A 25,326-nucleotide genomic window follows, 5' to 3' on the forward strand; every position below is an offset into this window, starting at 1 on the left:
ACATAAAAAAACCGCTCTCCCATAGGGAGAACGGTCTTCTTTTATACCTGCAGATGAGAGAGCATCGCTTTCCAGGCTTTATCTTTTCCTTCACCTGTTTCGGATGAAAATGGAATAAGGGTATCCTCTTCTTCCATTTCCAGCACCTCCTGAATCATTTTCAGCTGCTTATGGCGCTGCCCTTTTTTAATTTTATCCAGCTTTGTTGCAATAACCATCACCGGCACGTCAAAATGCTTCAAATAGTCATACATCGCCTGGTCATCCTCGGAAGGCTTATGGCGGACGTCAATGATGAGCGCGGTCGCTTTCAGCTGTTCACGCTCAGCAAAATATTCCTCCATCATTTCTCCCCATTTGGCCCGTTCCTTTTTGGAAACTTTCGCATAGCCATAACCGGGCACATCAACGAAATGGAATTTATCATTGATGATATAAAAGTTAAGCGTCTGCGTTTTTCCCGGCTTGGAAGATGTCCGGGCCAGGTTCTTTCGTTGAATCATCTTGTTAATAAACGATGACTTACCGACGTTGGACCGCCCGGCAAGGGCGATCTCCGGAATCGGTTGGTTGGGATACTGTTTCCTGCTCGCCGCACTAATGACGATATCTGCGGTATTAACCTTCATGTGCACCCTCCGCCAATGCCTGATCCAATACTTCATCCAAGTGTTTCACAGGGACGAAGGTCAAGCCTTCTTTAATACTGTCTGGAATATCTTCCAGGTCTTTTTTATTTTCATCAGGAATGATGATTTTCGTCAAGCCCGCCCGGTGCGCACTCAAAGATTTCTCCTTCAAGCCGCCGATTGGAAGCACACGGCCGCGGAGTGTGATTTCACCAGTCATCCCGACTTCCTTGCGGACAGGACGTCCGGTAAGAGCGGATACAAGAGCGGTGGCCATCGTGATCCCCGCTGAAGGGCCGTCTTTCGGTGTCGCTCCTTCAGGTACGTGAATGTGGATATCGTTCTTCTCCACGAATTCCGGATCAATATCAAGTTCAGCCGCGCGTGAACGGATATAACTAAAGGCTGCCTGAGCGGATTCTTTCATGACATCTCCCAATTTACCCGTCAACGTCAAGTTGCCCTTTCCTGGATAGATGGACACTTCAATAGAAAGTGTATCTCCACCTGCTGTCGTATAGGCAAGACCGGTGGCTGTACCAATCTGATCTTCAAGCTCTGCCCGTCCATAACGGAATTTTGGACGGCCGAGAAGTTCCTCAAGCATTTTTTCGGTGACGACGACGCGCTGCTTGTCACCGGCTACGATAATCTTAGCCGCTTTTCGGCACAATCCGGCCAATTCTCTTTCCAATCCCCGGACACCCGCTTCACGGGTATAGCGGCGGATCAGTTTGAGAAGGGCTTCTTCTCTCACCTGCAGCTGGCTTTTCTTCAGGCCATTTTCCTTAATCTGCTTGGGAAGCAGGTGCTCTTTGGCAATCTGCTGTTTCTCCACTTCTGTATAACCGGCAATCGTAATCATTTCCATCCGGTCGCGCAAGGGTCCGGGGATGTTGGCTACGTTGTTCGCCGTAGCTATGAACATAACTTTCGATAAGTCATAGTTTTCTTCAATGAAATGATCACTGAATGTCCCGTTCTGCTCTGGATCGAGCACTTCAAGCATCGCAGAAGAAGGATCTCCCCGAAAATCGCTTGCCATTTTGTCGATTTCATCCAGAAGGAAAACCGGGTTGACGGTTTCCGCCCGCTTCATTCCCTGAATGATCCGACCCGGCATCGCTCCGATATAGGTCCGGCGGTGACCACGGATTTCAGCTTCGTCCCGCACCCCACCAAGAGATACACGGACGAATTTACGGTTGATGGACCGTGCGATGGACTTGGCCAGAGATGTCTTCCCTACCCCTGGAGGTCCCGCAAGGCATAAAATCGGCCCTTTAATCGTCTGGGTGAGCTTCTGGACAGCCAGATACTCCAGCACCCGTTCCTTCACTTTCTCAAGTCCGTAGTGGTCTTCATCCAAAATACCTTCCGCGCGGTTCACATCCAGGTTGTCTTCCGTTTCCTCCGACCAAGGCAGAGAAACGAGCCATTCGATGTAGTTACGGATGACAGAGCTTTCTGCAGAACTCTGAGGTATCTTCTCATAACGGCCAAGCTCTTTAAGAGCCACCTGTTCCACCCGTTCCGGCATGGAAGCCTTGTCGATTTTTTCTTTCAGCTGAGCGACTTCTCCAGTTTTCCCGTCCTTGTCACCAAGTTCATTCTGGATCGCTTTCATCTGTTCGCGGAGATAGTATTCCTTCTGTGTTTTCTCCATCGATTTTTTCACCTGACGGCCGATCTTCTGTTCGATCTGAAGTACTTCCCGTTCATTGCCGATCAGCTCAATCAGCTTATTCAAGCGTTCTTTCACATTGCGGGTTTCCAGCACATCCTGCTTGTCCTTCAATTTAATCGGCAGGTGGGACGAGACGATATCAGCCAGGTGGCTTGGATCATCCGTGTCCGCTACAGTGTTGTACGTTTCCTGTGTCACTTTTTTCGATACTTTTACAAACTTCTCGAATTGTTCGAGCAGCATGCGCATCAATGCTTCTTCTTCGTTTTTATCTTCATGTTCATCTTCAATGATCTCAATAGACGCCCGGTAAAAGTCGCCCTCCTCACTGAATTCATCCATGCCTGCCCGGTGCAGTCCCTCGACGAGCACACGGTTGGTTCCATTCGGAAGCTTCACCATCTGTTTGACGCGGGCTACGGTCCCTACGGAATAAAGGTCTTCATACGCTGGTTCATCAATGTTCACTTCTTTTTGAGAAACAAGGAAAATTTCATTATCATCCATCATGGACTGCTCCAGGGCCTGGACAGATTTCTCCCGGCCGACATCCAGGTGTAACACCATGGACGGGTAGACAAGCAGCCCTCTGAGAGGAAGTAGAGGTATATTGTTTCTTTGTTTGTCTGTCATCTATTTGCACCTCCGATAAATGCGGATACGTAATTTAATCATATAGAAATGTAAGTGGAAAGTAAACGAAACGATACCAGATGGTGCCAACACACATAGCCCCGGCCTCGAGTCAGGCAGGGGACCTTTCCTTATGGTATCCCTATTATAAGCAGAAACTACGGTTTCATGCTTGGATCGTGCCTGTAAAGCCCCTATAAAAAAGCCGTGCTACAGTTATTCGTAGCACGGCTTTTTCAAGGGATAACCCCCTCAGGCGTTACGCACTTTCTTTCGGTGACTGTTTGTTGTCATCCTCTACGGTTCCATCTGTAAGCACAAGCTTCGGACGGCCGTTTTCCGCTTTGACTGTATCTTTCGTGATAATACACTTCTCAATATCATCGCGGGAAGGAAGTTCATACATCACATCAAGCATGATGCCTTCAATAATGGAGCGAAGGCCGCGTGCCCCTGTCTTCCGTTCAATGGCCAGACGGGAAATTTCACGAAGCGCTTCCTCTTCCATTTCCAGCTCAACATGGTCAATTTGAAGCAGCTTCTGATACTGTTTGACAAGAGCGTTTTTCGGTTTTGTAAGAATTTCAACCAATGCTTCCTCATCCAGCTGCTCAAGACTGCCGATTACCGGCAGGCGTCCGATGAATTCCGGAATTAGACCGTAGCTTAGAAGGTCTTCAGGCAGCACTTTCGTCAGAAGATCCTTCTTCTCTGCTTCGTCCGTCACCTGCTCGGAGCCGAATCCGATCACTTTTCTGCCCAGGCGGCGTTTGATAATCTGGTCGATCCCATCGAAGGCCCCACCCACGATAAACAGGACATTCGTCGTGTCAATCTGGATGAATTCTTGATGAGGATGCTTCCGCCCACCTTGTGGAGGAACACTCGCCTGCGTTCCTTCAAGGATTTTAAGAAGCGCCTGCTGGACACCTTCACCGGACACGTCACGTGTAATGGAAGGGTTTTCTGATTTACGTGCTACTTTATCAATTTCATCAATATAGATGATTCCTTTTTCTGCTTTCTCTACATCATAATCAGCAGCCTGGATCAGTTTAAGAAGAATGTTCTCCACATCTTCCCCGACATAACCAGCTTCTGTAAGAGACGTAGCATCTGCAATAGCGAACGGAACATTCAAGATACGTGCAAGGGTCTGGGCAAGCAGTGTCTTACCGCTTCCGGTAGGTCCAAGCATCAGAATGTTACTCTTCGCAAGCTCCACCTCATCATTTTTCACTCCGGCGTTAATACGCTTGTAGTGGTTGTAAACAGCAACGGAAAGGTTCTTTTTCGCCTGATCCTGTCCGATGACATAATCATTCAGAATGTCACGGATTTCCTGAGGCTTCGGAACTTCCTTGAACTCCACCTCTTCTTCGTTGCCAAGCTCCTCTTCCACAATTTCTGTGCACAATTCAATGCATTCATCACATATATATACGCCAGGTCCTGCAACGAGTTTTCGGACTTGTTCCTGACTCTTTCCGCAGAAAGAACATTTCAATTGTCCTTTTTCATCGTTAAATTTAAACATACGTTTCACCCCTTAATAAAATGACGCAATCGTTGCGACTGAAGTTACTGATACGACGCCAACGTTTCGCTTCTTTTGCCCATCATACCAAATAAACTCCAAACACAAAAGCAATACCTTTCAGAGGTGTGCCGTCAATTCCTGCGACACCCTCATTATGTAGATATAAAACGCATAAGTCAAACCTCTGAGCATCTTAAATAGTATATGTAAAAACGCTTGGAAGTATCATTATTTTCCCCACAAACCACCCCGCCTAAACGGTGTTTCCGAAGAAAATATATGAGAAGACAAGGTACCCGGGCACCTTGTCTTCCATCAGTATTATTCAGCTTTGCTGTTTTCGACAAGAACGTCGATGGCTTTGCGGACTTTCAGGTCTTCTTTGATCATGTCCGTGTTCCCGCCAAGCATCTGCGTCAGCTGAGCTACATCTGTCTGGTACATGCCAGCCATGTTTTCCAGTTCAGCATTGACGTCCTCATCGGTTACGCCGACATTTTCCGCCTCGGAAATAGCTTCAAGAGTCAAGTTCGTTTTCACACGCTTCGAAGCATCTTCTTTCATCTGCTCGCGAAGGGCGTCTTCGTCCTGACCAGTGAACTGGAAGTACATGTCTTTCGTCATGCCCTGCATCTGAAGGCGCTGTTCGAATTCCTGAACCATACGGTCAAGCTCAGTGTCGACCATGGCATCCGGAATTTCAACCTCAGCATTGTCAGAAGCTTTATTTACAAGAGTTTCACGCTTCTGGTTGTCTGCATCAGTTTTCTTCTGATCTTCCAGACGCGTGCGTGTTTTCGTTTTAAGTTCTTCCAGGGATTCGACTTCTTCGTCGACATCTTTCGCGAATTCATCATCAAGTTCTGGAAGTTCTTTGCCTTTGATTTCGTGAACTTTCACTTTGAAAGTAGCCGCTTTACCAGCAAGCTCTTCTGCGTGATATTCTTCAGGGAATGTGACTTCCACTTCTGTTTCTTCGCCGGCCTGCTTACCAACAAGCTGCTCTTCGAAACCAGGGATGAAAGAACCGGAACCTACTTCAAGAGAGTAGTTATCCGCCTGGCCGCCTTCGAATGCTTCCCCATCAACGAATCCTTCGAAGTCCATAACGACTGTATCGCCGTTCTCAATGGATCCTTCTTCTTTAACAACAAGCTCAGCCTGACGCTCCTGCATCTGCTTCAGTTCGCTGTCTACGTCTTCGTCTGTAACTTCTGTGCTTTCTTCTTCAAAAGTAAGACCTTTGTATTCGCCAAGTTTCACTTCAGGCTTCACCGTTACTTCAGCAGTGAAAATCAGGTCCTGGCCTTTTTCGATCTGCTTCACGTCAACTTCAGGACGGTCAACCGGCTCGATGCCTGCTTCGTCCACGGCGTTAGAGTAAGCTTCCGGAAGGATGATATCAAGAGCATCCTGATACAGAGATTCTACTCCGAAGCGCTGTTCGAACAATTTACGAGGTACTTTCCCTTTACGGAATCCAGGTACCTGTACCTGTTTAACTACTTTTTTAAAGGCAGAATCAAGGGCTTTGTCGAACTCGCCTGCAGGTACTTCAACTGTTAATGTACCTACATTGCCTTCTTGCTTTTCCCATTTTGCTGACATAAAAAATTCCCTCCAACATCTATTCACATTTTCGTCCGGAGACGATGGTTTACTGATTCTATGACTCTGATTACATACGAATCTCTTTTGCAACCATTACATTATAACATAATCCCCGCTGCTTTCAAGGCGTGACTCTCATTGGTTTTTCTAGGAACCGGTCACGAAAACATAATGCTGCTCACACAGTTCAATTTCTGATTTATACCGGTCCACTTCCTCTAAATGGGAATCCGGTTTATAGGGAAGCTGCAGGTATTCATGGCCGAGCTGCTTCAGCGCTTCGACGAGCAGCGGCACTTCCTCTTCATCAGGGAACAGGGGATAGCGGACGTAGCAGTAGTGGAACAACAAGTTGTTGACCATCTCATACATCGTTGGATTTTTCTGTTCCACCTGGCCGAGCCTCATCTGGATCTGCTTCATAATATAATCATGCTGAAGCATCGATAAATGGCCGGGCACAATGGTCATTTCCATGCCGAATTTTGTCAAAGCCACTTCTCTATCCACACGTCCATCTCTAAACCATTCCAAAATCGAGGATTTTATCATGGGGTGTACGGCTGGTTCCTGAAGGTACACGATAAACTCCTCCAGATAATCATGGGGGTCCTGTTTCTTTAAGTGATCGAGGGTCTGCCACTGCTTATGTATGTGATCAGTTTCCAAGGCTTCCTTGAAAGCGAGGGATAATTCCTTCCCCTGCTCCTTCCGGCTGTCTTCCAGCAGCTTTCTGCTCACTTCATACATCTGCCACAGCTGTGTACGGCTCTGGTGGGGGATGTCCTCGGATTCAAAAACTTCATCGAGCAGGTCGATGATATCGCTGTAACGGCTGCTTTGGAAAAGGATCGTAATGTAGATATGTAAGTAATGGTAATACTGGTCGATCGTTTCCTTCATCTGCTCTTGACACAATTCCTCAGCTTGATCGAACTGACCGAGCTCAATCCAGCTCATCAACAGCCCTGTGATAACATCATGGCCGGCCTGATCATACTCGACAAGTGGTTCAAAGGCTTCCGCCGCTTCCTTGTAGCGCTTTTCCTTCAGAGCCTCCAGTCCCGACTGCTCCAGTCTCGATTTCCATCCAGGAAACATCACAAGGTTTCCTCTTTTATTCTCCATAAGACACCCTTCCCTAAAAAAACGTCCTTGTTTCCTTATTCTTTCCTATCGCTGCTCCGTTCAAACCATCGTTCCTCAGCTTATTACGCTATATTAAAGCAAATACAATAGAAATACAATGGAAACCCCGTGCCCCACCGCCACTTTCCGCTATTCCTGTTGTTTAGACACGAACAAACAGAAACGTACACACCTGCATCAATCGTATAGGAGAATAATTTATATATCGTCCATCAATTCCACAAAACAGGTCTTTCTACTCATGAATAAACAGATTTTTTTGCTAGAATAAGTAAATGTCAATAAAATAATAACGAATCATACGCTAAGGAGTTGTATCGTTTTGTCACTGCTTGATGATCAAACCTTGCTGGAAACCTATCTGGAGTCTGTAAAGCTTCAGCTGGACGACGAATTTGTTCACTTAGTCACGCAAGAAATTGATAAACGATCCATCCAACTACCAACTGAGAATTCCACACATCTTATATAAATGGACGTAGAAAAAGGCATGCAGTCATCTGCATGCCTTTTTCATTTACTGATTAGAGGCTGTACCTTGTTTCCCGGACATCTTCGCTAAACTCGGAATGACATTCTGCAGTTGTCCGGCCTGACCAGTCATCATGCTGTATGTGGCCGCACCGATACCGATCGAAGCGATAACCGGCAGCCACTGCACATTATTCTTTTCCATCCTGATCACTCCTCAAATCGGTTGGCTTAAAGCCTCTCTTATTGTCTGCCCTCTGCCTCCGACTATGACCGGCAATCTTTTGCGGTTCTGCCTTTAAATCCCTCGCATGAGTCTTCGTATGAGAAACACCGGCCACAGGACAATCCATCCAAGCAGGTAAAACATATATACCGCCTGCTCCTGTTTGTCCTTCAGCACCGGTTCTTTTTTAAAAAAGCAGAAAAACACGCCGATGAACAGATACGTGAAAAGCAGCACATCCACCACTCCTTCCCTCCATAGCGTATGAGAGAAAGAGGGGCTGTGACGCTTTTCCAAAGCAGACGTTTTCTCGAAATTCCTTAGAGGATCCCTGCATAAAATGGTATAATCATACATGAGGTGATACCTATGAGTGCCATCATATTATTCGACGGGGAGTGCCATTTCTGCGACAAAAGTGTCCAGTTCATCATTCAACGAGATCCCCGCAGCCGGTTTCAATTTGCATCGCTTCAAAGTGACAAGGGCCGGGAACTGCTTTTGCAGTATAACATTCCCCATGACACCGACAGCCTTGTATTAATCCAGAACGGAAAAGCCCGCCTGGAATCCACCGCCGCTTTGACGATCAGCCGGCAGTTGAAAGGATTCTGGCAGCTTGCGTACTTGTTGATTCTGATCCCAAGACCGCTGCGCAACGCTTTTTACCGGTGGTTTGCATCCAATCGTTACAAATGGTTCGGAAAAAAAGACGACTCCTGCCCGATACCGACGCCGGATGTCCGGAAACGTTTTTTATAAAAATTCATTTAAATGGAGGGACCTGCCATCAGCGGTCAACAAGTCCAGCATCTGAAAATTACGTCCAAAGAGTTTACGAAACGCGCGGTTTTCATCACGCTCGGTGCCATCATTATGGCGGTAGGACTGGAAATTTTCCTCGTTCCGAATCAAGTCATCGATGGTGGAATCGTCGGAATCTCCATTATCCTGTCGCATTTGACGGAATGGAAACTCGGGCTGTTCATCTTCCTATTGAATATCCCCTTTTTCTTTCTTGGATATAACTTGATTGGAAAAACATTTGCCTGGTCAACGGTGTACGGCATTGCCATCCTTTCAACGGCCACAACCGTGCTTCATCCGGTGCCTGCTTTTACCGATGATATTCTGCTTGCGACATTATTCGGGGGATTTATCCTCGGCATCGGTGTAGGAATGGTCATCCGCTACGGAGGATGTCTCGACGGGACAGAAATCTCTGCGATTCTGATCAGCAGCAAAATCCCCTTTTCTGTCGGCGAAATCATTATGTTCATCAACCTGTTCATCCTTGGAAGCGCGGGCTTCGTCTTCGGGTGGGACCGGGCGATGTATTCCCTGCTTGCCTATTTTGTCGCTTATAAAATGATCGACATTACGATTAAAGGACTGGATGAATCGAAGGCTGTACATATCATCAGCGATGAATACGAGAGCATCAGTGAAGCCATCATCCAGCGCCTTGGCCGCGGCGTCACCTTTTTAAAAGGAGAAGGAGCCTTCTCCAATGATGAGAAAAAAGTGATCTTCTGCGTCATCAACCGATTGGAGGAAGCGAAGCTGAAAGCGCTCGTCCAGGAGCACGATGAACAAGCCTTCATGGCCATCGGGGATATTGCCGAAGTGCGGGGCGGACGCTTTAAGAAAAAAGAAATTCATTAAAAAGAGGCGCATTCAGCTGCGCCTCTTTTTTTTATGGATGTCTCTTTCGTATGGATGGTCACGTGCTGCTTATCAGGGGATGACTGCTGTGGGATCACCCGTATTCTTTATAAGTGGAGAGGCTCACCTTGTTGTGCTTCTTTTTCCGTCTCAGGATTCTTCTTTCAGCACGCGCCTTAGGATTTTACCTGCTCCTGTCTGAGGAAGAGACGTGCGGAATTCGACAAAACCCGGCACTTTATAGCGGGCCATATGACCTTTTGCCCATTGAATCAATGCTTCTTTCTCCAGTGCTGCTTCCTCTTTCAGAACAATGAACGCTTTGACGACCTCCCCTTTTGATTCATCCGGCACACCGATGACAGCCGCCTGGGAGATGGCGGGATGTTCCTTCAGTAATGCTTCGACATCTTCAGGGAAAATGCTGAATCCTGACGATTTGATCATTTCCTTCAGACGCCCCTGAAAATATAAATAGCCGTCTTCGTCGAAATAGCCGATATCACCCGTATGCATCCATCCGTCCACCAACACTTCCGCTGTCGCCTCAGGCCGCCCCCAGTAGCCTTTGAAAACACCAGGACTTTTCACTGCGATTTCCCCGGACTCACCGACGGGCAGCTGTTCTTTTGTTAATGGATCGCGGACAGTCAGGGATGACCCAGGAACCGGAAGGCCGACAGATCCGAATTTCACACCGGCACCGGGCATATAGGTGTCCACGGTATGGGTCTCACTCAAGCCGTAAGCCGCTTCATACAACGAACTGTCCGGCGCAAAAGAACGCCAGCGTTCTGCCAGGGCTTCTGTCACAGGCATACCGAAGCTCGTACATAAATTGAGTCGCAGAGCATCCGCTTTTTCCCCGTCTACCACGGATAACACAGCCTCATTCATCAGGGCGATGCTGTACCACACCGACACATCGTAAGCAGTCAGTGCTTTGACCACCTGCCGAGGATCAAACCTGGCAAACAGCACACAGGGGGAACCGGTAAACGCCGGGATGTTCACGCCCATCACCATTCCCGCAATGTGACAAAGCGGCATCACCGCAAGCCACGCCTCTTCCTCTTCCACCCCATTCGCTTCTACAGCCGCTGCCGTTTTATATAGAGCATTTTCATACGTAAGCATCGCCGCTTTCGGTCTTCCGGTCGTTCCTGACGTGAAAGCAAGCAGCGCCGTATCATCCAAATCGACATTTTCAGACGCTTTTTGCGGTTCTGCTTCGTTTACAGCATCACTCCAGTGGGTTTCCTTTTCCTTTAATGTTAGATCTGGAACCCTCAAGTCACCCGGCACTTCCCATTCGGTCTGCTCAGGTATATAATCTTCGTAGGAAACGACAAGAACCGCATGAAGGTCGCTGTCTGTTTTTCTCACCTCACTTAACAGTTCCCCGCCGGTAAATAGTCCTTTCATGCCGACTTCCTTCATTAAATAGGTTAACTCGCTCGACTTGTACATCGGGTTCAATGGACAGACGATTCCGCCGATCGACTGGATGGCATAGTGGGCAATGATATACTGCGGGCTGTTCTGCATGTAGAGTCCGATCCGGTCCCCTTTTTCAAAGCCCTTCTGTGACAAAAATCCAGCCATCTTTTCAATATCATTCAAAAGCTCCGCCCACGTCAGCGTGGATCCATAATAAAAGTAAGCAGCCTCATGCGGGCGCTCCTCTGCGTGGTGCTGGACGTATACGAGAAGCGGGTGTTTTCCAAGAGGGTACATGTTCTCTATTTGATGCCGTTTCATTTCGCTTTTCATTCGATTCCTCCTTATGTGGACATCGGCCAGTCGGCCAGCCGTCTTTCACTTTTATCCGACGCCGTTCGTAAAAACCGAAGCAGAAAATCCCGGGTCTGTTCCGGCTCGATGATTTCCTGAACCAAGAACTTACCCGCGGCTTTCGCTGGTGAGCTGTCGAAGCTCCACTGTTCCAAATAAGCCGCACGGGCTTCAGAAGGATTGTCCGCCTGTTTGATCTGCCTTCCGTACACAACATTCACACCGACGTCGGGGCCGGTAAAGTTAATTTCAGCCTCCGGCCAGGCAGCCACCACGTCCGCCCCCATGCCTGGACCACCCATGTTTCCATACGCCGCTCCAATGCTTTTGCGAATGACGATGGAGTACTTGGGAACAGTGGATTTTGCAAGCGCCGTATTCCAATTCATAATCTTTGAAGGCATTTTCCGCTTTTCTGCCTGACTGCTGATCCTGAACCCGGGAGTATCGTGAAGAAAAATCAATGGAATATGATACGAATCACAGAGGCAGATGAAATCCACCGCCTTATCACACTCCTCCGGACCTGGAGCTCCCGCCATATGAAGCGGCTGACTCGCCACCACTCCTGTGACCCGCCCGTCCATACGCGCAACACCTGTCAGGAGCGCTTTTCCATAAAAAGGTCGGAAAGCCATAAAAGATTCCGGATCGACAATCTCACGAATGAGTTTATTCATGTCATACGGACGTCTCATGTTCGAAGGAACAACAGCCGCTGCGTTTTCCCCTGAAGATGAGGGCGAAGGCACAGATACTTTAAAAGGAGGCGTGTCTTCATATGAAGAAGGCAGATAGCTGAAAAACCGCTTCATAGCCGTTATCGCTTCTTCCTCTTTGTCAGCGACGTGATCAATCTGTCCTGTATATGCCGCATGCATATCAGCCCCCCCAAGTTCTTCGGCTGTAATCTCTTCTCCACTCGCCATCTCCAACATCCTCGGCCCGGCAACGGCCATTCCCGTTCCTCGCACCTGTGTGACAAAATCCGATGTCACGGCCATCCACGTCGGACCGCCGAAGCTGTCCCCCAGAATGGCGGTAAGGATCGGGGTTTCTCTGGAGTGATCCAGCAGACAGTTCGGAAAAAGCTTGTCACTGATTCCGTCTGAACCCATCCCGTCCGGCATCCGCAGCCCTCCGCCTTCACATAAATTAAATAGCGGCAGCTTCCTCTTTTTTGCGTATTGATGAAAATACTCACTCTTCCTGAGGTGGACCTCCCCTTCCGTTCCAGATAACACACTCACATCCATGGCCTGAACGACCGCTTCCCGGCCATCGACACGGATCAAACCGCCGATCAGCCCATCGGCAGGCGTCCGTTCTTCCATTCCCGGGACAGATGAATGGGTAGATTTTCCGAGTTCAAGAAAGGATCCGTCATCAGCAAGCAGGTGAATTCTTTCATGAGCGGTAAGCTTAATAGGCTTCTGTTCTGTAGAGGAATCGGTTTGTTTTTCGTTTGTTTTCATAAGAACCTCCTTTAGATACTGACTGGTTGGTATGTAGCGGTCAAAAAATATAGGGTTTACTTGTTAGTATAGGTTAATTAGTCTGAAAATTCAATTCTTTTAGAGGGCTGTAAATAAAAGAAGGAGCAGCTATTCACTGCTCCTTCTGCCATTACAAACCAACTTGGTTCACCGCATAGACTGCATCTTCTGTACTGAATCCTTCGTAAGTCAATTGGTCAATTAAACCTGATCTTGAAAAAGAAGAATAATCAAGATAATCCTGAGCCATATAGACTGCCTGTTCACGCCAATCTACACTAATGTTTTTTACTGCATACGAAGCGGTATCGCTGCTGAAACCCTCATATTTTAATTGATCCATCAACCCGGACTTTGAAAATGGGCTGTAATCTAAATAGTCCTGAGCTATGTAAACCGCCTGGTCCTGCCAATCCACAGGAATGTTATCTACTGCATAAGCAGCATCTTCTGTAGAGAAACCCTCATACTTTAGTTGATCAACCAACCCTGATTTTGAAAATGGACTATAATCCAAGTAATCCCGGGCCATGTAAACGGCCTGTTCTTGCGAAGCAGAGACACTCACAGCTTCTTCGGCTTCCTGTTCTTTCTGCGCTTCTTCTGCCTTACGCTCTTCTTCCTCTTTCTTCGCCTGTTCCTCTGCTTCTCTCGCTTCCTGTGCTTCCTGCTCTTTCTGCGCTTCCTCTTCTGTCTTACGCTCTTCTTCCTCTTTCTTCGCCTGTTCTTCTGCTTCTCTCGCTTCCTGTGCTTCCTGCTCCTTCTGCGCTTCCTCTTCTGCCTTACGCTCTTCTTCCTCTTTCTTCGCCTGTTCTTCTGCTTCTCTCGCTTCCTGTGCTTCCTGCTCTTTCTGCGCTTTCTCTTCCGCCTTACGCTCTTCTTCCTCTTTCTTCGCCTGTTCCTCTGCTTCCTGCTCTTTCTGCGCTTCCTCTTCTGCCTTACGTTCTTCTTCCTCTTTTGCCTTCTCTTCAACTTCTATTTCTTCAGTGGTAGTGCCGGCTTCAGCCTCTTGAACAACAGGTGAATCGTCTTGATTGAATGATCCAGATATTAAAGCTATGACAATCACCGCAACTAGGCTTCCTCCTGCTTTTGCAAAGTTTCTTTTTCTATTTTCCCTGCCTTTTATAAAGGCGGATACAAAAAAGACAACGTTCCCCGCTAAAGCTGTTAACATCAAAATACTTAATAACATTTGAAAAATACCATTTTCTGATCCAATAATTAAGGCTGATACGATAAAAACAAATAAACATCCTCCGGATCTTGCAAGGTTCTTGATCCTGTTATCTTTCCCTTTGCTGAATGCTAAAATGACGAAGGTTATCATCCCTGCTAAAGTCGCCAGCATTAAAATCATTAAGAATGATTCCACTCATGAATCTCCCCTTATTTAGTTTTATATACCTAATACTATTATATCATGCGTGTGTCCATGTTTTTCCAACTATTTTGTTATCATAGAAATTAAATTTCCTAATCAATTTTACTAGTAACAAAAAAAGCTGAAACCTTTAAAAGGTTTCAGCTTTTTTAAATTTAGCGTCCCAGGAGAGATTCGAACTCCCGACCCACAGCTTAGAAGGCTGTTGGAATGGATATGATTGGAATTGATGAGACCTTACACAATGCTATTAAATCAACGTTCTCAATGACAAAGATGGTTGGTAACAAATTAAAATGGGGCAATAATATTAAAATTATGCCCCAATTACTGCCCCATTTAAGTTATCTAGTGCACAAGCTTCTAGGTTTCAATTATTAATATTAGTGTAATCAGCATTATACTTACCTCTCAGATAAGAGAATACTTGATTTTTTTCAATTTGGTAATTTTCCTTCAAATACTCTTTTTTTAATTTTTCAACTTTGGACTTTTCAGGCTTTTGTTTTTCGCGCACTTCATCCATATAGAGAAGGGTGTACACGGAATCATTATCTTCTAACAAGGAAGTAACCACCGACTCCCCTTCTTTCAAATCACTTAATAATAGCCCATATTCATTAAAGTTTGACAATAATTGGTCTTTAAATTGAACATCCTTTTCTTCTTCAACCTCTTTAATAGTCTTTCCATCAGAAATTTGAAAAGATATATTGTCCAATAAGTATTGGTCTTTAGAGCTAATTGTCTTTACATTAAATGCTTTATTATTATAAGGATCTAAACTCTTACCTTTAGACATCAAGAATCCCTCTAATTCAGAACTATTAATAGTATTTTCTAAAGCAACCTTGTAAGTATAATATGTATTCTCCAAGTACTTAACTTTCGCCTCTTCAGACAAGCTAATTATGTCGCTCCCTTTGACAATATCCTCCATGGAATTTAAATCTTCTTCAGAAGGTGCTGGTATTTCTAATTTATTTGTTTCATAATTTACTAATTTATCATTTAAAACTGCGTTTACTGACTCCATTAGGTAATCGCTCTTTAATTCTTGTATAACCTCATCCTCTGTAACCCTTACAGGAGTTTCATCAACTGCTGCAATAACCTTGAAGTTGTTTACGTAGATTTGGAAGACTGAATAACTGATCGCAATTAAAGTAATTGGAATAATAAATAAAAGCACTTTAGAAGATTTGTTCATTTTTTGTCTCCTCTCAAAGAATTAATCCACTCTATAACATAGAGTGGATATGTGATGTTTAGACCTTTTTATTATTTTAATCTAACAATAATTACTTAGTTATGACTATGATAAAAAGATTTATGTCCAATTTCATCTGAACATGCAGCAGCAGGCCCATCTATGTTGCAATAATCATGTGAATAGCACTTTAACCAAGAAAGGAATGCTACATCACAGTCACTCCCTACAAAATTACGTGCAGCACCAACTGGGTCAGCAGATTTACTATAGTGGACATCGTCAGTGAAGACCCCATTAAACCGATTACAGTGTACCCAATCACCATAAGAATATTTGTCACCATACCCTTGCGCATGAACGTCATGATCCATACCTTCCATGTCCATACTGTCCATTCGATCCATTAGTTCATTCCAATTTTCTTCGTGTACCAATATGTACTCTCCATCACTATTTCTTTCAATTAACTTTGTTTCACCTTGTACAATAACCTCAATTACACTTGGAGCCCCTTTTACTACAAATGTTCCATCTTCAACTGTTGTTCTTTCACCATTTACAACTAGTTGACCTGATTGAACTTTTCTTGTTATTTCCCAATTCTCGCCATTAAATTCCCAACCTGCTTCCGTAAGCTGTGCTTTTTCTTCTTCATTCAATTCTTTACCCATGTCAGCCACCAATTTAGTGTAAGCTTTCCCGATACTATCTTTAACTTTTTTTTCAGCACTAACCATAGGGCTGTATGTACCGAACACTACAAAAATCACTAATAATGAAACACCTAAACTCTTGAAAATTTTCATGTGTATTTTCCCCCTAAAAAACAATCTCAAACATCACGATTATCAATCTATCATAGGATCAAAACATCTTTCAACCATTTTTTTGAAATTAATAAATTATTTTACATATGTTCATCTTTATGTATATAATGCTTTTTGAAATAAATGATGAAAGGGTGCAAATAAGACGTTTCTTAAATATATTTATAATTGGAAGGTGATTATTACCTATGTACAGTAAGCTAATTTGTTTCTCAATTATATTCTTTGTTTTATTAACTCCCATTACCAAAACCAGTGCCACTACATTAAGTTCAATGTCTACAGGGGATTTTTTAATTTCATTTTATGATGATGTAGAGCAAGACTTAATATTCCAACATGGAGGACAAATTGAGCACTCCTACCCATCTATAGGAGTAGTTAAAGCAAATTTACCTTTTGATAAGATCGATGCTTTAAGCAAAGAACCAAAAATTAAGCAAATTGACAAAGACTCAAAAATCTACTCAAACTATTATGATCCTCTCCCAAAGGGTATTAAGCAAAAAACTAACTGGGGGTTTAAAGATTCTAAAGTTAAGCATATACATAACAAGTTAAACCTTACTGGAGATGATATCTCTATCGCTATTTTAGATTCAGGTATCGACCTTGATCATGAAGATTTAAAAGTTACGGATGGGAAGTCTTTTGTTTCTTACACATCTAGTTACAATGACGACGCCGGTCATGGAACCCACGTTTCAGGAATTATTGGAGCAAGTGATAATGATGTTGGAATTATTGGAATAAGTCCAAATGCAGACTTATATTCTGGAAAAGTGCTGAATTACAGAGGGACAGGACATGTAAGTGATCTAACCGAGGGAATATTATGGGCTATAGAAAAAGATGCAGATATAATTTCTATGAGTATAAGTACCGACAATAATACTGAAGCGTTAAGGTCTGCTATACAGTTAGCTCATGAATCTGGGATAATTTTAGTAGCGTCATCCGGTAATTCCGACTCATTAAAATATCCAGCTTTGTATGATACTGTCATAAGTGTAGGCGCAGTTGATAAAAAATCTAATATTGCTGACTTCTCTGCAAAAGGTGAGGAATTAGATTTTGTTGCTCCAGGAGTAAATGTATTAAGTACCTTTTACGATGGGGGATATATTGCTAAGGATGGCACCTCTATGGCTGCCCCATATGTAACTGGTTATGTAGCATTGTTGTTGCAAAAAGATCCTAGTAAAAATCCAAATGAAATCCTATATTCTTTGAAAGAAAGTGCAATTCCATTTGGAACTACTCAAGCTTATGGTAATGGATTAATTGATCCTGTCGACCTTCTTTATTAAATCTTGAAAGGAGGTGAATTTTATGAGCAATGCTTTAAACGTAGGTAAAAAAGTGGCTTTTAGTTTAATAGTTATCTGGTTTATAATGTTTTTCACTAATATTCTAGGAGCCATTGGAAGCAGAAGCATTCTAGCACAAGATATTGTATGGATAGCCATCCCAATAGTGGGAATTGTTTTTGGCATGATTGCAATTATAAAGAAAGTGCCAACAAAGTTGGATTATGTAAATATTGCATTATCTTTGATTATTCTCTTCTTGTGGTTAGCGATCTCATCTATTAGTAAAATGTAGCATGTTGGTTTCACATCACATAATGACTATGACTACATTTCACTGAATTTCATTACATACGTATTAATATTCAAAAAACAAGACCCTTAATTATATTAAGGGTCTTGTTTTTATTATTTACAGTATATCAAAATGCTTATAGACGTTGTAAGCGGTCTTTTCAGCCGTATCACCAGATAAATCTATAACCCTTGCACCTTCTACTTTAATCCCTTCTTTCCCACCACCAATTATATAAACGTTCTTTTCTGCTTTCACCTCTTCTCTCTCTGCATTGCTGCGAAATTTAATAACACCATCATTACGAATTACCGCTTTTGTTACCACTACCGCGTCTACGTTACTATTTACAACGAATATGTTCTGTTCCATTCTGTCTTCCTCCTTAGATTGTAATTCTACGAATTCCTTATCGTTCACAGTAAGAAGATCATCTCTAGCTGCAATGTAATATATTTCACCATCCCCACCACGAAACTTATACATGTTATGCCCATCAACACTGAGAGTAGCCAATATATCCCTGGTAACCCCTTTTCCGTAAGTGGCATAAGGCTTTAAATTCCAATCTGGTTTACTATAGATATTAACCTCATCAGGCTTATCATAAATTACAGTAAACTGTTTTCCCTCATTTCCTGACAACCATTTTATAATGGGATCAAGATCACCTTGTATTACCGATTCATAATCAAACTCTGGACAAGCTTTCCAAGCATAACCTGGAAACTCGTCATGTCCACGAGTCCTCTGGTAATTTGGTAAATCTTTTATTAGGCATTGGTGGAGCTCATATAAAGACTTCTCCTGCTGCGGCGTAGGATCTGAATATCTAAAATCACCTACAAGGCATATGCCCACTGCTTGCTTGTTGCTATTGCCTACGTGGTAAGACAATACGCCTAATTGATGGTTATACTCTATTGTTCCATCTTTGAGAATGACAAAATGGTAGGCTATTTCAGGCCATTCATGAGTATAGACATGATACATCGCGAAAGCTTTTGAATCTCCTGTATCTGTTAAAGAATGGTGAATAGCTATATCTGTTTTATAATGCTCTGAATAGACGTTATACCACCCATCATGGGGAAGCTTACCTCTTAAATTAACCAATTGATCTAATGATTCGAATGAATATGTCATCACTATTCCTCCTTAAATGTAGTTGTATAACCATCACGCTTTTGAACCAATTCAAAAAGACCGGTTGCTGAAAGTCCTGCTCCAGCTCCGGCCCATAAACGTAATGCTATATTCATATCAGTAAAAGGGAATGCAAAAGCCCCTAACCCCATTCCAATTACAAATGCTATTAAAGGGATATAATTCTTCCGAAGAGAAGTTGACCGCTTTACAATCTCTAAAACCCCAGCTACAAACGGACTAATTACTGTTGCAAACATTAATACCTTCGTCATCATTTCATTTTCCAATTAGATACCTCCTAAGGTCATAGCTGCTCCCGGAGCCTGAAATAGTAAACCTAATACCATAGCAATGATAGCCCCTAGGATTAGTCTTAAAATCCAAGTAGTATTGGTTTCAATTTTATCTAGCTTTCGTTCCACATGTTCTACTCGTTGTTTAGTACGCGTTTGTTCAATCTGTAGAACATCCACCTTTTCATCTAACTTATTGAATTCATCTCTGGTCACATAATTTTCATCCATGGACTCCCCCCTGTATTTGGACATAAAAAAATACGCCTAGTCAGCGTTTAGCAATAGTTCCTCTAGTTTACTTATCCTTTTTTCTAATGCTGCGTTTTTATCTCTCAGCACGCTGTTCTCTTTTTCAATCTGCTCCAACCTTTCCTCCTGATTTTCAATAAACTTTATAAGCTCCTGTAAAGCTTTGGTCTGAAAAGCTGACAAAGCATATAAGTCGATTCCATCTCCGCGTTGTAAAAGCGTGGGTACTTCTTCAAACATATGTCCTAAGTGGTACCTATCATTGATTTCACCGGAATAATGTTGATCATAATCCTTAAGAGTGTAAGTATAGACACCCCATTTTTTTAGAGATTCAAGTGTTGTTTTTTCATAAGGATGGATATTGGTTTTGAATTCTTTCTTAGAAGCTGTCACAAAATCACTGGCAGTAACTTGAGTGTACCCAGTATCATTTCCATTACGAACTTGTATCTGTGACCCACTGGCCAAAGCCTTAAGCTTCAAGCTTCCGAAGTCTATCATTCTATGCCCGTGATCGTTATCCAGATATTCAAATTGAATTTTGGATCCTCCATCATTCATGTGGAAGTAAATTTTATTATTTAGGATTTTAATGGCATCCTTACCACCATCACGGTAAAGTCTTAAATGGCCAGATGAAGAATCAATAAAGGGACCTTCTGTGAAATGAAGCATCTTATGCAGCCGTATTCCACCTGCGGTTAGTAACGAACTGCTAACAGATCCGTCGTTTTCAAATTTGAAATAACCACCGTAGGATGCTCCATCATGTGAAACATTTGCATCAGAAAACTTCATAATAGCATCGGCATACCCAATCATTTCCGACTCTGTCCATATACCATCACTAAAAGCACCAAACTCTGTTCGGTCTGAATAGATTTCCACTTTGGTCGGACTAAAGATTTTTGTTGTTCCTCCGAGGTCTAGAGTTCCTTTTCCACCTGGACCATTTGCTTCAATATGGTGTCCATATATAGTCGGTTGCCCTTGGGGATCAACAGGTTGTTCCGGCTCAAAAATTATTTTTTTTGAATTGACATAGTCACCTGGAGTCCCAATGAACAATGTATCCCCTACACCTAAGTTTGTTCCCACATTAATAAAAGCCTGAGTGGTAATATTCCCAGCTGTAACTTTACCAAGGTTAGCCGTAATAGCAGAAAGATCACGAACACCTATGTGGTCCTCATTAATGATTCCGAACTCAATGTCTGTCATTCCATCAATTCTATTCGGGCCTTGGGGACCTTCTGGACCGCGAGAACCCGTATCACCCTTTTCCCCTTTTGGACCCAAGGGACCACGATCTCCTATAGGGCCTTGGGGACCTAAAGAGCCGGTGGCCCCTTTATCACCTTTTGGTCCTTCATAACGACTCCACGTGTAATAGCTCGGGTTGGTACTTTCGGCAGCTGTCGTTTTATTCGTTGCGATACCGATATAGGATTTTCCTGAAGGATAGTTCGAGATTCCATTGCCCTGGGCGTCGTCGGCGTATCGAACCCATGTGTAGCGAGGCTTTCCGTCTTCCCCGGATGGTCCTCGAATACCTTGCGGGCCGGTATTCCCTTTTGGTCCTTCTGGGCCTCGGGAGCCGGTGTTACCCTTGTCCCCCTTCGGTCCTTCCGGGCCGGTAGAGCCTCGAGACCCTTCGGGGCCTCGCGGTCCTTGTGAGCCGGGGCTTCCTTTCGGGCCGGTCGGGCCTTGTGGGCCTAGGATTTTCGTCCAAGTGTAATCGTCCGAATTAGTGGATTCCGTCGGAGAAGATTTGTTATACGCAATACCGATGTACTCTTTACCGGAGGGATAGTTGCTTGCACCGTCTCCCTGTGCGTTGTCAGCGTACTTGATCCACGTATAAGTCGGATTTCCGTCGGCTCCTTTTAGTCCTTGGATACCTTGCGGACCTCGATCCCCTTTGTCTCCCTTATTGCCTTCAGGTCCTTGCGGGCCGGTGGAACCCTTATCTCCTTTAGGCCCTTCGTAACGGCTCCATGTGTAGTCCGATGGGTTACTGCCCTCTGTTGACGTAGCCTTATTCGTAGCAATCCCGATGTAAGACTTTCCAGAAGGGTAATTTGAGATACCGTCGCCTTGAGCGTTGTCAGCGTAACGCACCCACGTGTAAGTCGGTTTTCCGTCCTCACCTGCAGGGCCTCGGATACCCTGCGGACCCTCATCACCTTGAGGTCCCCTGTCACCTGTACGACCCTTGGCTCCGGTATCCCCCTGCGGACCTTGTGGACCCGTATTTCCTTTCGGTCCTAAAATCCGTGTCCACATGTAATCATTTGCATTAGATGATTCCGTTGGAGACGTTTTGTTATGAGCTAAACCGATGTAGTTTTTACCGATCGGAAAATTACTTGCTCCTTCGCCTTGAGCGTTATCAGCATACTTAATCCAGGTATAAGTGGGATTCCCGTCAGCACCCTTAGGTCCTTGAATTCCCTGGGGGCCTTGTTCCCCTTGCTTACCACGATCTCCTTTATCACCCTTAACCTTTGACCATGTGTAATCCTTTGGATCGCTTGATTCTGCAGGCGATGATTTATTATAAGCCAGCCCAATATATTCAGCTCCCACAGAGTCATCTGTGATGTCACTACCTTGAGAATTGCTACTGTACTTAATCCAAGTGTAAGTTGGGTGACCATTATCTCCTGGAGGTCCCTGGACACCTTGGTCTCCGGTTAGTTGATTCCAATGATACATACTTGGATCTGTAGACTCTTCTGGAGAGTTACGATTATACGAGATACCAATATACTTTTTACCGTTTGGATTATCGTCCATAGATTCTCCAGTAATCGAATCAGCGAATTTAATCCAGGTATATAAACTTCGGCCATCTTCTCCGGGAGGACCAGGAACACCTTGAGGACCACTCGGTCCTGGCTTCCATTTACTTTTATTATAATCATAAGTGAACCATACATCTTCTTCACCTAAAGTATTGATCCATATTGCTCTTTTGTCCTCAGGAGGAGTAGTGCTTCTTACTTTCTTTGGCTCAGCATACCTTCTCAGCTTAGCATCTGTAACTTTTTGGGATACTTCCTTTTGTATTTCCCGCCAAAAAGAAAATACCTCTTCTTCCGAATACTCGACGTAATCGCCAAGCTCCACCTCTACAAGCCCATCCTGTTTTATGGACTCTTTCATCACATAAACTCTAGCCTCTAAATAAAGAGGAGGACTGAAATTTTCATCTTTAATTCTAATGCTATCCCCGAAATGCAATTCAACTTCCTTAATGCCTGCTCGTTTTGCCATTACTGCTAATTGCGCGGAATAACTAACAGTGCTGTTAACCCTCTTGTTTAATTCATTCCTTGTTAGAGTTGTTAACCTTTCAATTGTCATATTTCGGTCTGTAGATTCAGGGTAATAGGCTTCAATCAAGTGATTACCTTTATCTCCCCAACGACGCAAAGCATCCTCATCACTCACGAAAACCGTATTGCGCTGACCATTTTCATCGGAGGGAGAAACACCAACAAGAGCAGTGACGATATTACGTTTATTTTCGTGTCTTTCTATCCCTTGTAGATTATTATCAATCGTTGCCTCATAGCCGCGGAAAGCACCGACGTGCTCTACTAAATCTACATAGCGACCTGTGACCTTTAAACCATCTGTCTCGACTCTAAAATGTAACTCGAGGCCAAACTCTCGAGCTATTATCCGCAAATATTCCAATGGATTTGTATGTTCCTTGAAATTAATAGACCTTACGCCTTCGAAATCAACCCTTCCTTTTGTCCATCTTGTTCCACTTACTGCTGCAGTGACATGTTGATCCGCGGTTAAAGCTCCCGTTTCTTGGGGGTCTATGATTTTCTGCTTCTTAATCTCAACGTAACTAGCAGACGTATAAACCATGAGTTTTCTTAATCCGTCTACATCTAAATAAGGTTTGTTCTCTTCTACTATAAATTCAGAATACCCATGGCTTTTTTTATTTTTAACCAACAATAGATTGCGGTCCCGAAGATATCTCGAAAAAGAGCGACCCGAATAAGTTTCAAAAATAAGAGTATCTTGTTGCTTATCAAGTTTTCGTACGCGTTCGTCTGCCCAGTATTCTTCTTCACTGACGTAATCCAGCATCGCCCCGGATTGCTTATCAAAAATATGAAGTAGCGTCTCACTTTGTTCCATCTATACACCTCCCTTTCTCTATCAAATGTAAGCCGGCGCCCAACTCATTCTCCCTGCTAAATTCTCTGTTGGAAGAAGGGATATAATAGTTTCACCAGGAGAAATTGAAAAATGGCGAGCACCAAGATTCTTTAAATCTTTTCGAAGCTCCCCATTTATAAAAACCTCATTAGTTTTATGATCAAAGATGACTCTGTCACCAGGACCAACAATATACGGTACTCCTTTAGGACTTTGGTTTATCTTCTCTACACGTATGGAGTCCAGCCCTTGCATTGGAAATTGGAACGTGCTGTTCTGAGCAGAATGGAAAACAACCTGTGCTAACTCAGCTGTAAAACTCCCCTCATGATCTGTCCAAACATCCGAGGTTCTTGAAGCTGTGTGTCGTCCATCTGTAATTTGAGCAATATATGCACGCCATTCACGGCCATCTCGTTCTACTCTTAACAACCCCTCAAAGTCGTTCCATTCCCAACCTTTATCTCCAGATTCAGCAATTAAGAAATGATTAGTAACACCTCCACCTGCACGAGCTTCGCCAAAAGCTTTTCTCTTTCCGCCTAAGATATCCTTCATGGCCAACTTAAACAGTTGGTTTCCATTAATGTCCAAACCATACACTTCAATACGTCCAATATCTTCAGCCTCAGTATTGCTAAATGTCATTCTTGCTTCCACTCGAAAATCTGAAATAGGATTAACCAACCCCTGCTTAATAGCTGGCCCATGCCACGAGGATCCTACACCATAGTCAACCGTCTGAAATCGATAGCCATTTGAACTCATTGTTCCAGTTATTGTGCCATTAATCTCACCTGCATTTGCTGATGTCCACCCAGTGATACTGGAGGCATCATCAAATAATATAGTTTCGTACTTTTCAAATGCCTCATTGTTAACATCGTGAGGTTGTCCGATCATCATGTACTCTTGGTCACTTTTAGCTACTAAGACGTACGTGGTTTTTTGCAAGATATCTAATTCAAAAACTGGCTTTGTAGCTGCCGTACCCATCACTTCAACGATTGTAGATTCATCACTTTTTAGAAAAGCCTCATATTCCTCACCATATTTTATGGGATTGGAACAAAGAAAGGTTATCTTCCCTACAAGTGTATTGCTCTCTTCTTCCGGTACTTCATGTTTGCTCAAAGTACCGTAAAAATACGCTTCTTCATCGGTGAACTTAAGTTGTTGTTGACTTCCTTGCAATTTTAGATTTAATTCGTTGTATCTAGCTCTTAAACCGCGATTTGTTTGATCCTCAATTTGGTATTTTACCGTAACAGAACGTTCACTTAATGTTGCTCTCTCAGATTCTAAAAGCCCGTCCATACCCACGACTTCCTGAGTAGCAATCCTATTTATAACATTAGATCTCCCCTGAACTGTAAGTGTTTGAAAACTTCCCCTCTCATCAGTTAATGATTTATCTAAGTTGATATCATTAAAAATGGTTTGAATAGAAGAGGAGACATTCCTTGTACCCTTCTCAGTTAGATCCACAAATTCATACATCAAAATGTCTC

The 25,326-nt window shown here is 43.8% G+C and carries 22 protein-coding genes; 5 read left to right on the plus strand and 17 right to left on the minus strand.

Features of this window, described 5'->3' with window-relative positions; all coding sequences use genetic code 11:
* Positions 1–41: 41 nt before the first annotated feature.
* The 5 genes from yihA to ACXAJH_RS06145 all read right to left on the minus strand — a co-directional run bounded on the left by yihA (position 42) and on the right by ACXAJH_RS06145 (position 7,228).
* Complete coding sequence (gene yihA / locus ACXAJH_RS06125) at positions 42–629, minus strand: ribosome biogenesis GTP-binding protein YihA/YsxC (RefSeq protein WP_027955238.1); 588 nt, start codon at positions 627–629, stop codon at positions 42–44.
* Positions 619–2,949 (minus strand): endopeptidase La, encoded by a 2,331-nt coding sequence (lon, locus tag ACXAJH_RS06130; RefSeq protein WP_474969123.1) that lies wholly within the window; start codon positions 2,947–2,949, stop codon positions 619–621. The genes yihA and lon overlap by 11 nt, the downstream gene beginning before the upstream one ends.
* Before the next feature lie 259 nt (positions 2,950–3,208).
* Entirely contained in the window at positions 3,209–4,486 is a 1,278-nt protein-coding gene (gene clpX, locus ACXAJH_RS06135) for an ATP-dependent protease ATP-binding subunit ClpX (protein ID WP_027955236.1), read from the minus strand.
* A 324-nt stretch (positions 4,487–4,810) separates the two neighbouring features.
* The gene (tig, locus tag ACXAJH_RS06140; protein WP_206935372.1) at positions 4,811–6,097 is read right to left on the minus strand and encodes a trigger factor; all 1,287 of its coding nucleotides are present in this window, start codon (positions 6,095–6,097) and stop codon (positions 4,811–4,813) included.
* Between the two features lie 150 nt (positions 6,098–6,247).
* Positions 6,248–7,228, minus strand: a complete 981-nt coding sequence (locus ACXAJH_RS06145) for a tetratricopeptide repeat protein (RefSeq protein WP_474969124.1) — start codon at positions 7,226–7,228, stop codon at positions 6,248–6,250.
* Positions 7,229–7,571: 343 nt separating this feature from the next.
* Here ACXAJH_RS06145 and sda point away from each other — a divergent pair, with 343 nt between their 5' ends.
* Positions 7,572–7,721, plus strand: a complete 150-nt coding sequence (sda, locus tag ACXAJH_RS06150; protein ID WP_277988129.1) for a sporulation histidine kinase inhibitor Sda — start codon at positions 7,572–7,574, stop codon at positions 7,719–7,721.
* A gap of 45 nt (positions 7,722–7,766) precedes the next feature.
* Here sda and ACXAJH_RS06155 read toward each other — a convergent pair whose 3' ends face one another.
* Both ACXAJH_RS06155 and ACXAJH_RS06160 read right to left on the minus strand, forming a co-directional pair.
* The gene (locus ACXAJH_RS06155; RefSeq protein WP_474969125.1) at positions 7,767–7,925 is read right to left on the minus strand and encodes a hypothetical protein; all 159 of its coding nucleotides are present in this window, start codon (positions 7,923–7,925) and stop codon (positions 7,767–7,769) included.
* A 93-nt stretch (positions 7,926–8,018) separates the two neighbouring features.
* The gene (locus ACXAJH_RS06160) at positions 8,019–8,192 is read right to left on the minus strand and encodes a hypothetical protein (RefSeq protein ID WP_281658300.1); all 174 of its coding nucleotides are present in this window, start codon (positions 8,190–8,192) and stop codon (positions 8,019–8,021) included.
* A 123-nt stretch (positions 8,193–8,315) separates the two neighbouring features.
* Between ACXAJH_RS06160 and ACXAJH_RS06165 the strand changes: the two genes are divergently transcribed.
* Positions 8,316–8,708, plus strand: coding sequence for a thiol-disulfide oxidoreductase DCC family protein (locus tag ACXAJH_RS06165; RefSeq protein WP_474993316.1), 393 nt, complete (start codon positions 8,316–8,318; stop codon positions 8,706–8,708).
* A gap of 12 nt (positions 8,709–8,720) precedes the next feature.
* Complete coding sequence (locus tag ACXAJH_RS06170; RefSeq protein ID WP_027955232.1) at positions 8,721–9,611, plus strand: YitT family protein; 891 nt, start codon at positions 8,721–8,723, stop codon at positions 9,609–9,611.
* A gap of 150 nt (positions 9,612–9,761) precedes the next feature.
* Here ACXAJH_RS06170 and ACXAJH_RS06175 read toward each other — a convergent pair whose 3' ends face one another.
* From ACXAJH_RS06175 to ACXAJH_RS06195, 5 genes are all read right to left on the minus strand, one after another.
* Positions 9,762–11,384 carry a class I adenylate-forming enzyme family protein gene (locus ACXAJH_RS06175; RefSeq protein ID WP_474993318.1) on the minus strand — a complete coding sequence of 541 codons (1,623 nt, stop codon included), beginning with the start codon at positions 11,382–11,384 and terminating at the stop codon, positions 9,762–9,764.
* An 11-nt stretch (positions 11,385–11,395) separates the two neighbouring features.
* Positions 11,396–12,880, minus strand: a complete 1,485-nt coding sequence (locus ACXAJH_RS06180; RefSeq protein WP_474993319.1) for an acyl-CoA carboxylase subunit beta — start codon at positions 12,878–12,880, stop codon at positions 11,396–11,398.
* 151 nt (positions 12,881–13,031) lie between these two features.
* Positions 13,032–14,276, minus strand: coding sequence for an Ltp family lipoprotein (locus ACXAJH_RS06185; RefSeq protein ID WP_474993321.1), 1,245 nt, complete (start codon positions 14,274–14,276; stop codon positions 13,032–13,034).
* A gap of 379 nt (positions 14,277–14,655) precedes the next feature.
* A complete protein-coding gene (locus ACXAJH_RS06190; protein WP_474993323.1) occupies positions 14,656–15,495 on the minus strand; it encodes a hypothetical protein in 840 nt (279 codons plus the stop codon).
* 95 nt (positions 15,496–15,590) lie between these two features.
* The gene (locus ACXAJH_RS06195) at positions 15,591–16,304 is read right to left on the minus strand and encodes a hypothetical protein (RefSeq protein WP_474993324.1); all 714 of its coding nucleotides are present in this window, start codon (positions 16,302–16,304) and stop codon (positions 15,591–15,593) included.
* 209 nt (positions 16,305–16,513) lie between these two features.
* On the opposite strand from ACXAJH_RS06195, the gene ACXAJH_RS06200 reads away from it, so the two are divergent.
* Together ACXAJH_RS06200 and ACXAJH_RS06205 are read left to right on the plus strand one after the other, a co-directional pair.
* A complete protein-coding gene (locus ACXAJH_RS06200) occupies positions 16,514–17,635 on the plus strand; it encodes a S8 family peptidase (protein ID WP_474993325.1) in 1,122 nt (373 codons plus the stop codon).
* Between the two features lie 22 nt (positions 17,636–17,657).
* The gene (locus ACXAJH_RS06205) at positions 17,658–17,930 is read left to right on the plus strand and encodes a hypothetical protein (RefSeq protein WP_474993327.1); all 273 of its coding nucleotides are present in this window, start codon (positions 17,658–17,660) and stop codon (positions 17,928–17,930) included.
* A gap of 117 nt (positions 17,931–18,047) precedes the next feature.
* Here the strand turns inward: ACXAJH_RS06205 and ACXAJH_RS06210 are convergent, their stop codons facing one another.
* Genes ACXAJH_RS06210 through ACXAJH_RS06230 form a run of 5 tightly spaced genes read right to left on the minus strand, consistent with a single transcriptional unit; the run spans position 18,048 to position 25,315 of the window.
* Positions 18,048–19,076, minus strand: a complete 1,029-nt coding sequence (locus tag ACXAJH_RS06210) for a peptidoglycan recognition protein family protein (RefSeq protein WP_474993329.1) — start codon at positions 19,074–19,076, stop codon at positions 18,048–18,050.
* A 2-nt stretch (positions 19,077–19,078) separates the two neighbouring features.
* Positions 19,079–19,351 (minus strand): holin, encoded by a 273-nt coding sequence (locus ACXAJH_RS06215; RefSeq protein WP_474993473.1) that lies wholly within the window; start codon positions 19,349–19,351, stop codon positions 19,079–19,081.
* Between the two features lie 15 nt (positions 19,352–19,366).
* Entirely contained in the window at positions 19,367–19,603 is a 237-nt protein-coding gene (locus ACXAJH_RS06220; RefSeq protein ID WP_474993331.1) for a hemolysin XhlA family protein, read from the minus strand.
* A 36-nt stretch (positions 19,604–19,639) separates the two neighbouring features.
* Positions 19,640–23,794: a phage tail spike protein gene (locus ACXAJH_RS06225; protein ID WP_474993332.1), complete on the minus strand. Its 4,155-nt coding sequence runs from the start codon at positions 23,792–23,794 to the stop codon at positions 19,640–19,642.
* A gap of 21 nt (positions 23,795–23,815) precedes the next feature.
* Entirely contained in the window at positions 23,816–25,315 is a 1,500-nt protein-coding gene (locus ACXAJH_RS06230) for a distal tail protein Dit (protein WP_474993333.1), read from the minus strand.
* Positions 25,316–25,326: the final 11 nt, after the last annotated feature.

This window comes from Halobacillus sp. ABD4_316 (assembly GCF_056161385.1).

What these genes read in the sequence shown, in the direction of transcription:
- yihA (WP_027955238.1), bottom strand. Translation starts at nt 629, where the DNA reads ATGAAGGTTAATACCGCAGATATCGTCATTAGTGCGGCGAGCAGGAAA.
- lon (WP_474969123.1), bottom strand. Translation starts at nt 2,949, where the DNA reads ATGACAGACAAACAAAGAAACAATATACCTCTACTTCCTCTCAGAGGG.
- clpX (WP_027955236.1), bottom strand. Translation starts at nt 4,486, where the DNA reads ATGTTTAAATTTAACGATGAAAAAGGACAATTGAAATGTTCTTTCTGC.
- tig (WP_206935372.1), bottom strand. Translation starts at nt 6,097, where the DNA reads ATGTCAGCAAAATGGGAAAAGCAAGAAGGCAATGTAGGTACATTAACA.
- ACXAJH_RS06145 (WP_474969124.1), bottom strand. Translation starts at nt 7,228, where the DNA reads ATGGAGAATAAAAGAGGAAACCTTGTGATGTTTCCTGGATGGAAATCG.
- ACXAJH_RS06155 (WP_474969125.1), bottom strand. Translation starts at nt 7,925, where the DNA reads ATGGAAAAGAATAATGTGCAGTGGCTGCCGGTTATCGCTTCGATCGGT.
- ACXAJH_RS06165 (WP_474993316.1), top strand. Translation starts at nt 8,316, where the DNA reads ATGAGTGCCATCATATTATTCGACGGGGAGTGCCATTTCTGCGACAAA.
- ACXAJH_RS06170 (WP_027955232.1), top strand. Translation starts at nt 8,721, where the DNA reads ATGGAGGGACCTGCCATCAGCGGTCAACAAGTCCAGCATCTGAAAATT.
- ACXAJH_RS06175 (WP_474993318.1), bottom strand. Translation starts at nt 11,384, where the DNA reads ATGAAAAGCGAAATGAAACGGCATCAAATAGAGAACATGTACCCTCTT.
- ACXAJH_RS06180 (WP_474993319.1), bottom strand. Translation starts at nt 12,880, where the DNA reads ATGAAAACAAACGAAAAACAAACCGATTCCTCTACAGAACAGAAGCCT.
- ACXAJH_RS06190 (WP_474993323.1), bottom strand. Translation starts at nt 15,495, where the DNA reads ATGAACAAATCTTCTAAAGTGCTTTTATTTATTATTCCAATTACTTTA.
- ACXAJH_RS06195 (WP_474993324.1), bottom strand. Translation starts at nt 16,304, where the DNA reads ATGAAAATTTTCAAGAGTTTAGGTGTTTCATTATTAGTGATTTTTGTA.
- ACXAJH_RS06200 (WP_474993325.1), top strand. Translation starts at nt 16,514, where the DNA reads ATGTACAGTAAGCTAATTTGTTTCTCAATTATATTCTTTGTTTTATTA.
- ACXAJH_RS06205 (WP_474993327.1), top strand. Translation starts at nt 17,658, where the DNA reads ATGAGCAATGCTTTAAACGTAGGTAAAAAAGTGGCTTTTAGTTTAATA.
- ACXAJH_RS06210 (WP_474993329.1), bottom strand. Translation starts at nt 19,076, where the DNA reads ATGACATATTCATTCGAATCATTAGATCAATTGGTTAATTTAAGAGGT.
- ACXAJH_RS06215 (WP_474993473.1), bottom strand. Translation starts at nt 19,351, where the DNA reads ATGACGAAGGTATTAATGTTTGCAACAGTAATTAGTCCGTTTGTAGCT.
- ACXAJH_RS06220 (WP_474993331.1), bottom strand. Translation starts at nt 19,603, where the DNA reads ATGGATGAAAATTATGTGACCAGAGATGAATTCAATAAGTTAGATGAA.
- ACXAJH_RS06225 (WP_474993332.1), bottom strand. Translation starts at nt 23,794, where the DNA reads ATGGAACAAAGTGAGACGCTACTTCATATTTTTGATAAGCAATCCGGG.
- ACXAJH_RS06230 (WP_474993333.1), bottom strand. Translation starts at nt 25,315, where the DNA reads ATGTATGAATTTGTGGATCTAACTGAGAAGGGTACAAGGAATGTCTCC.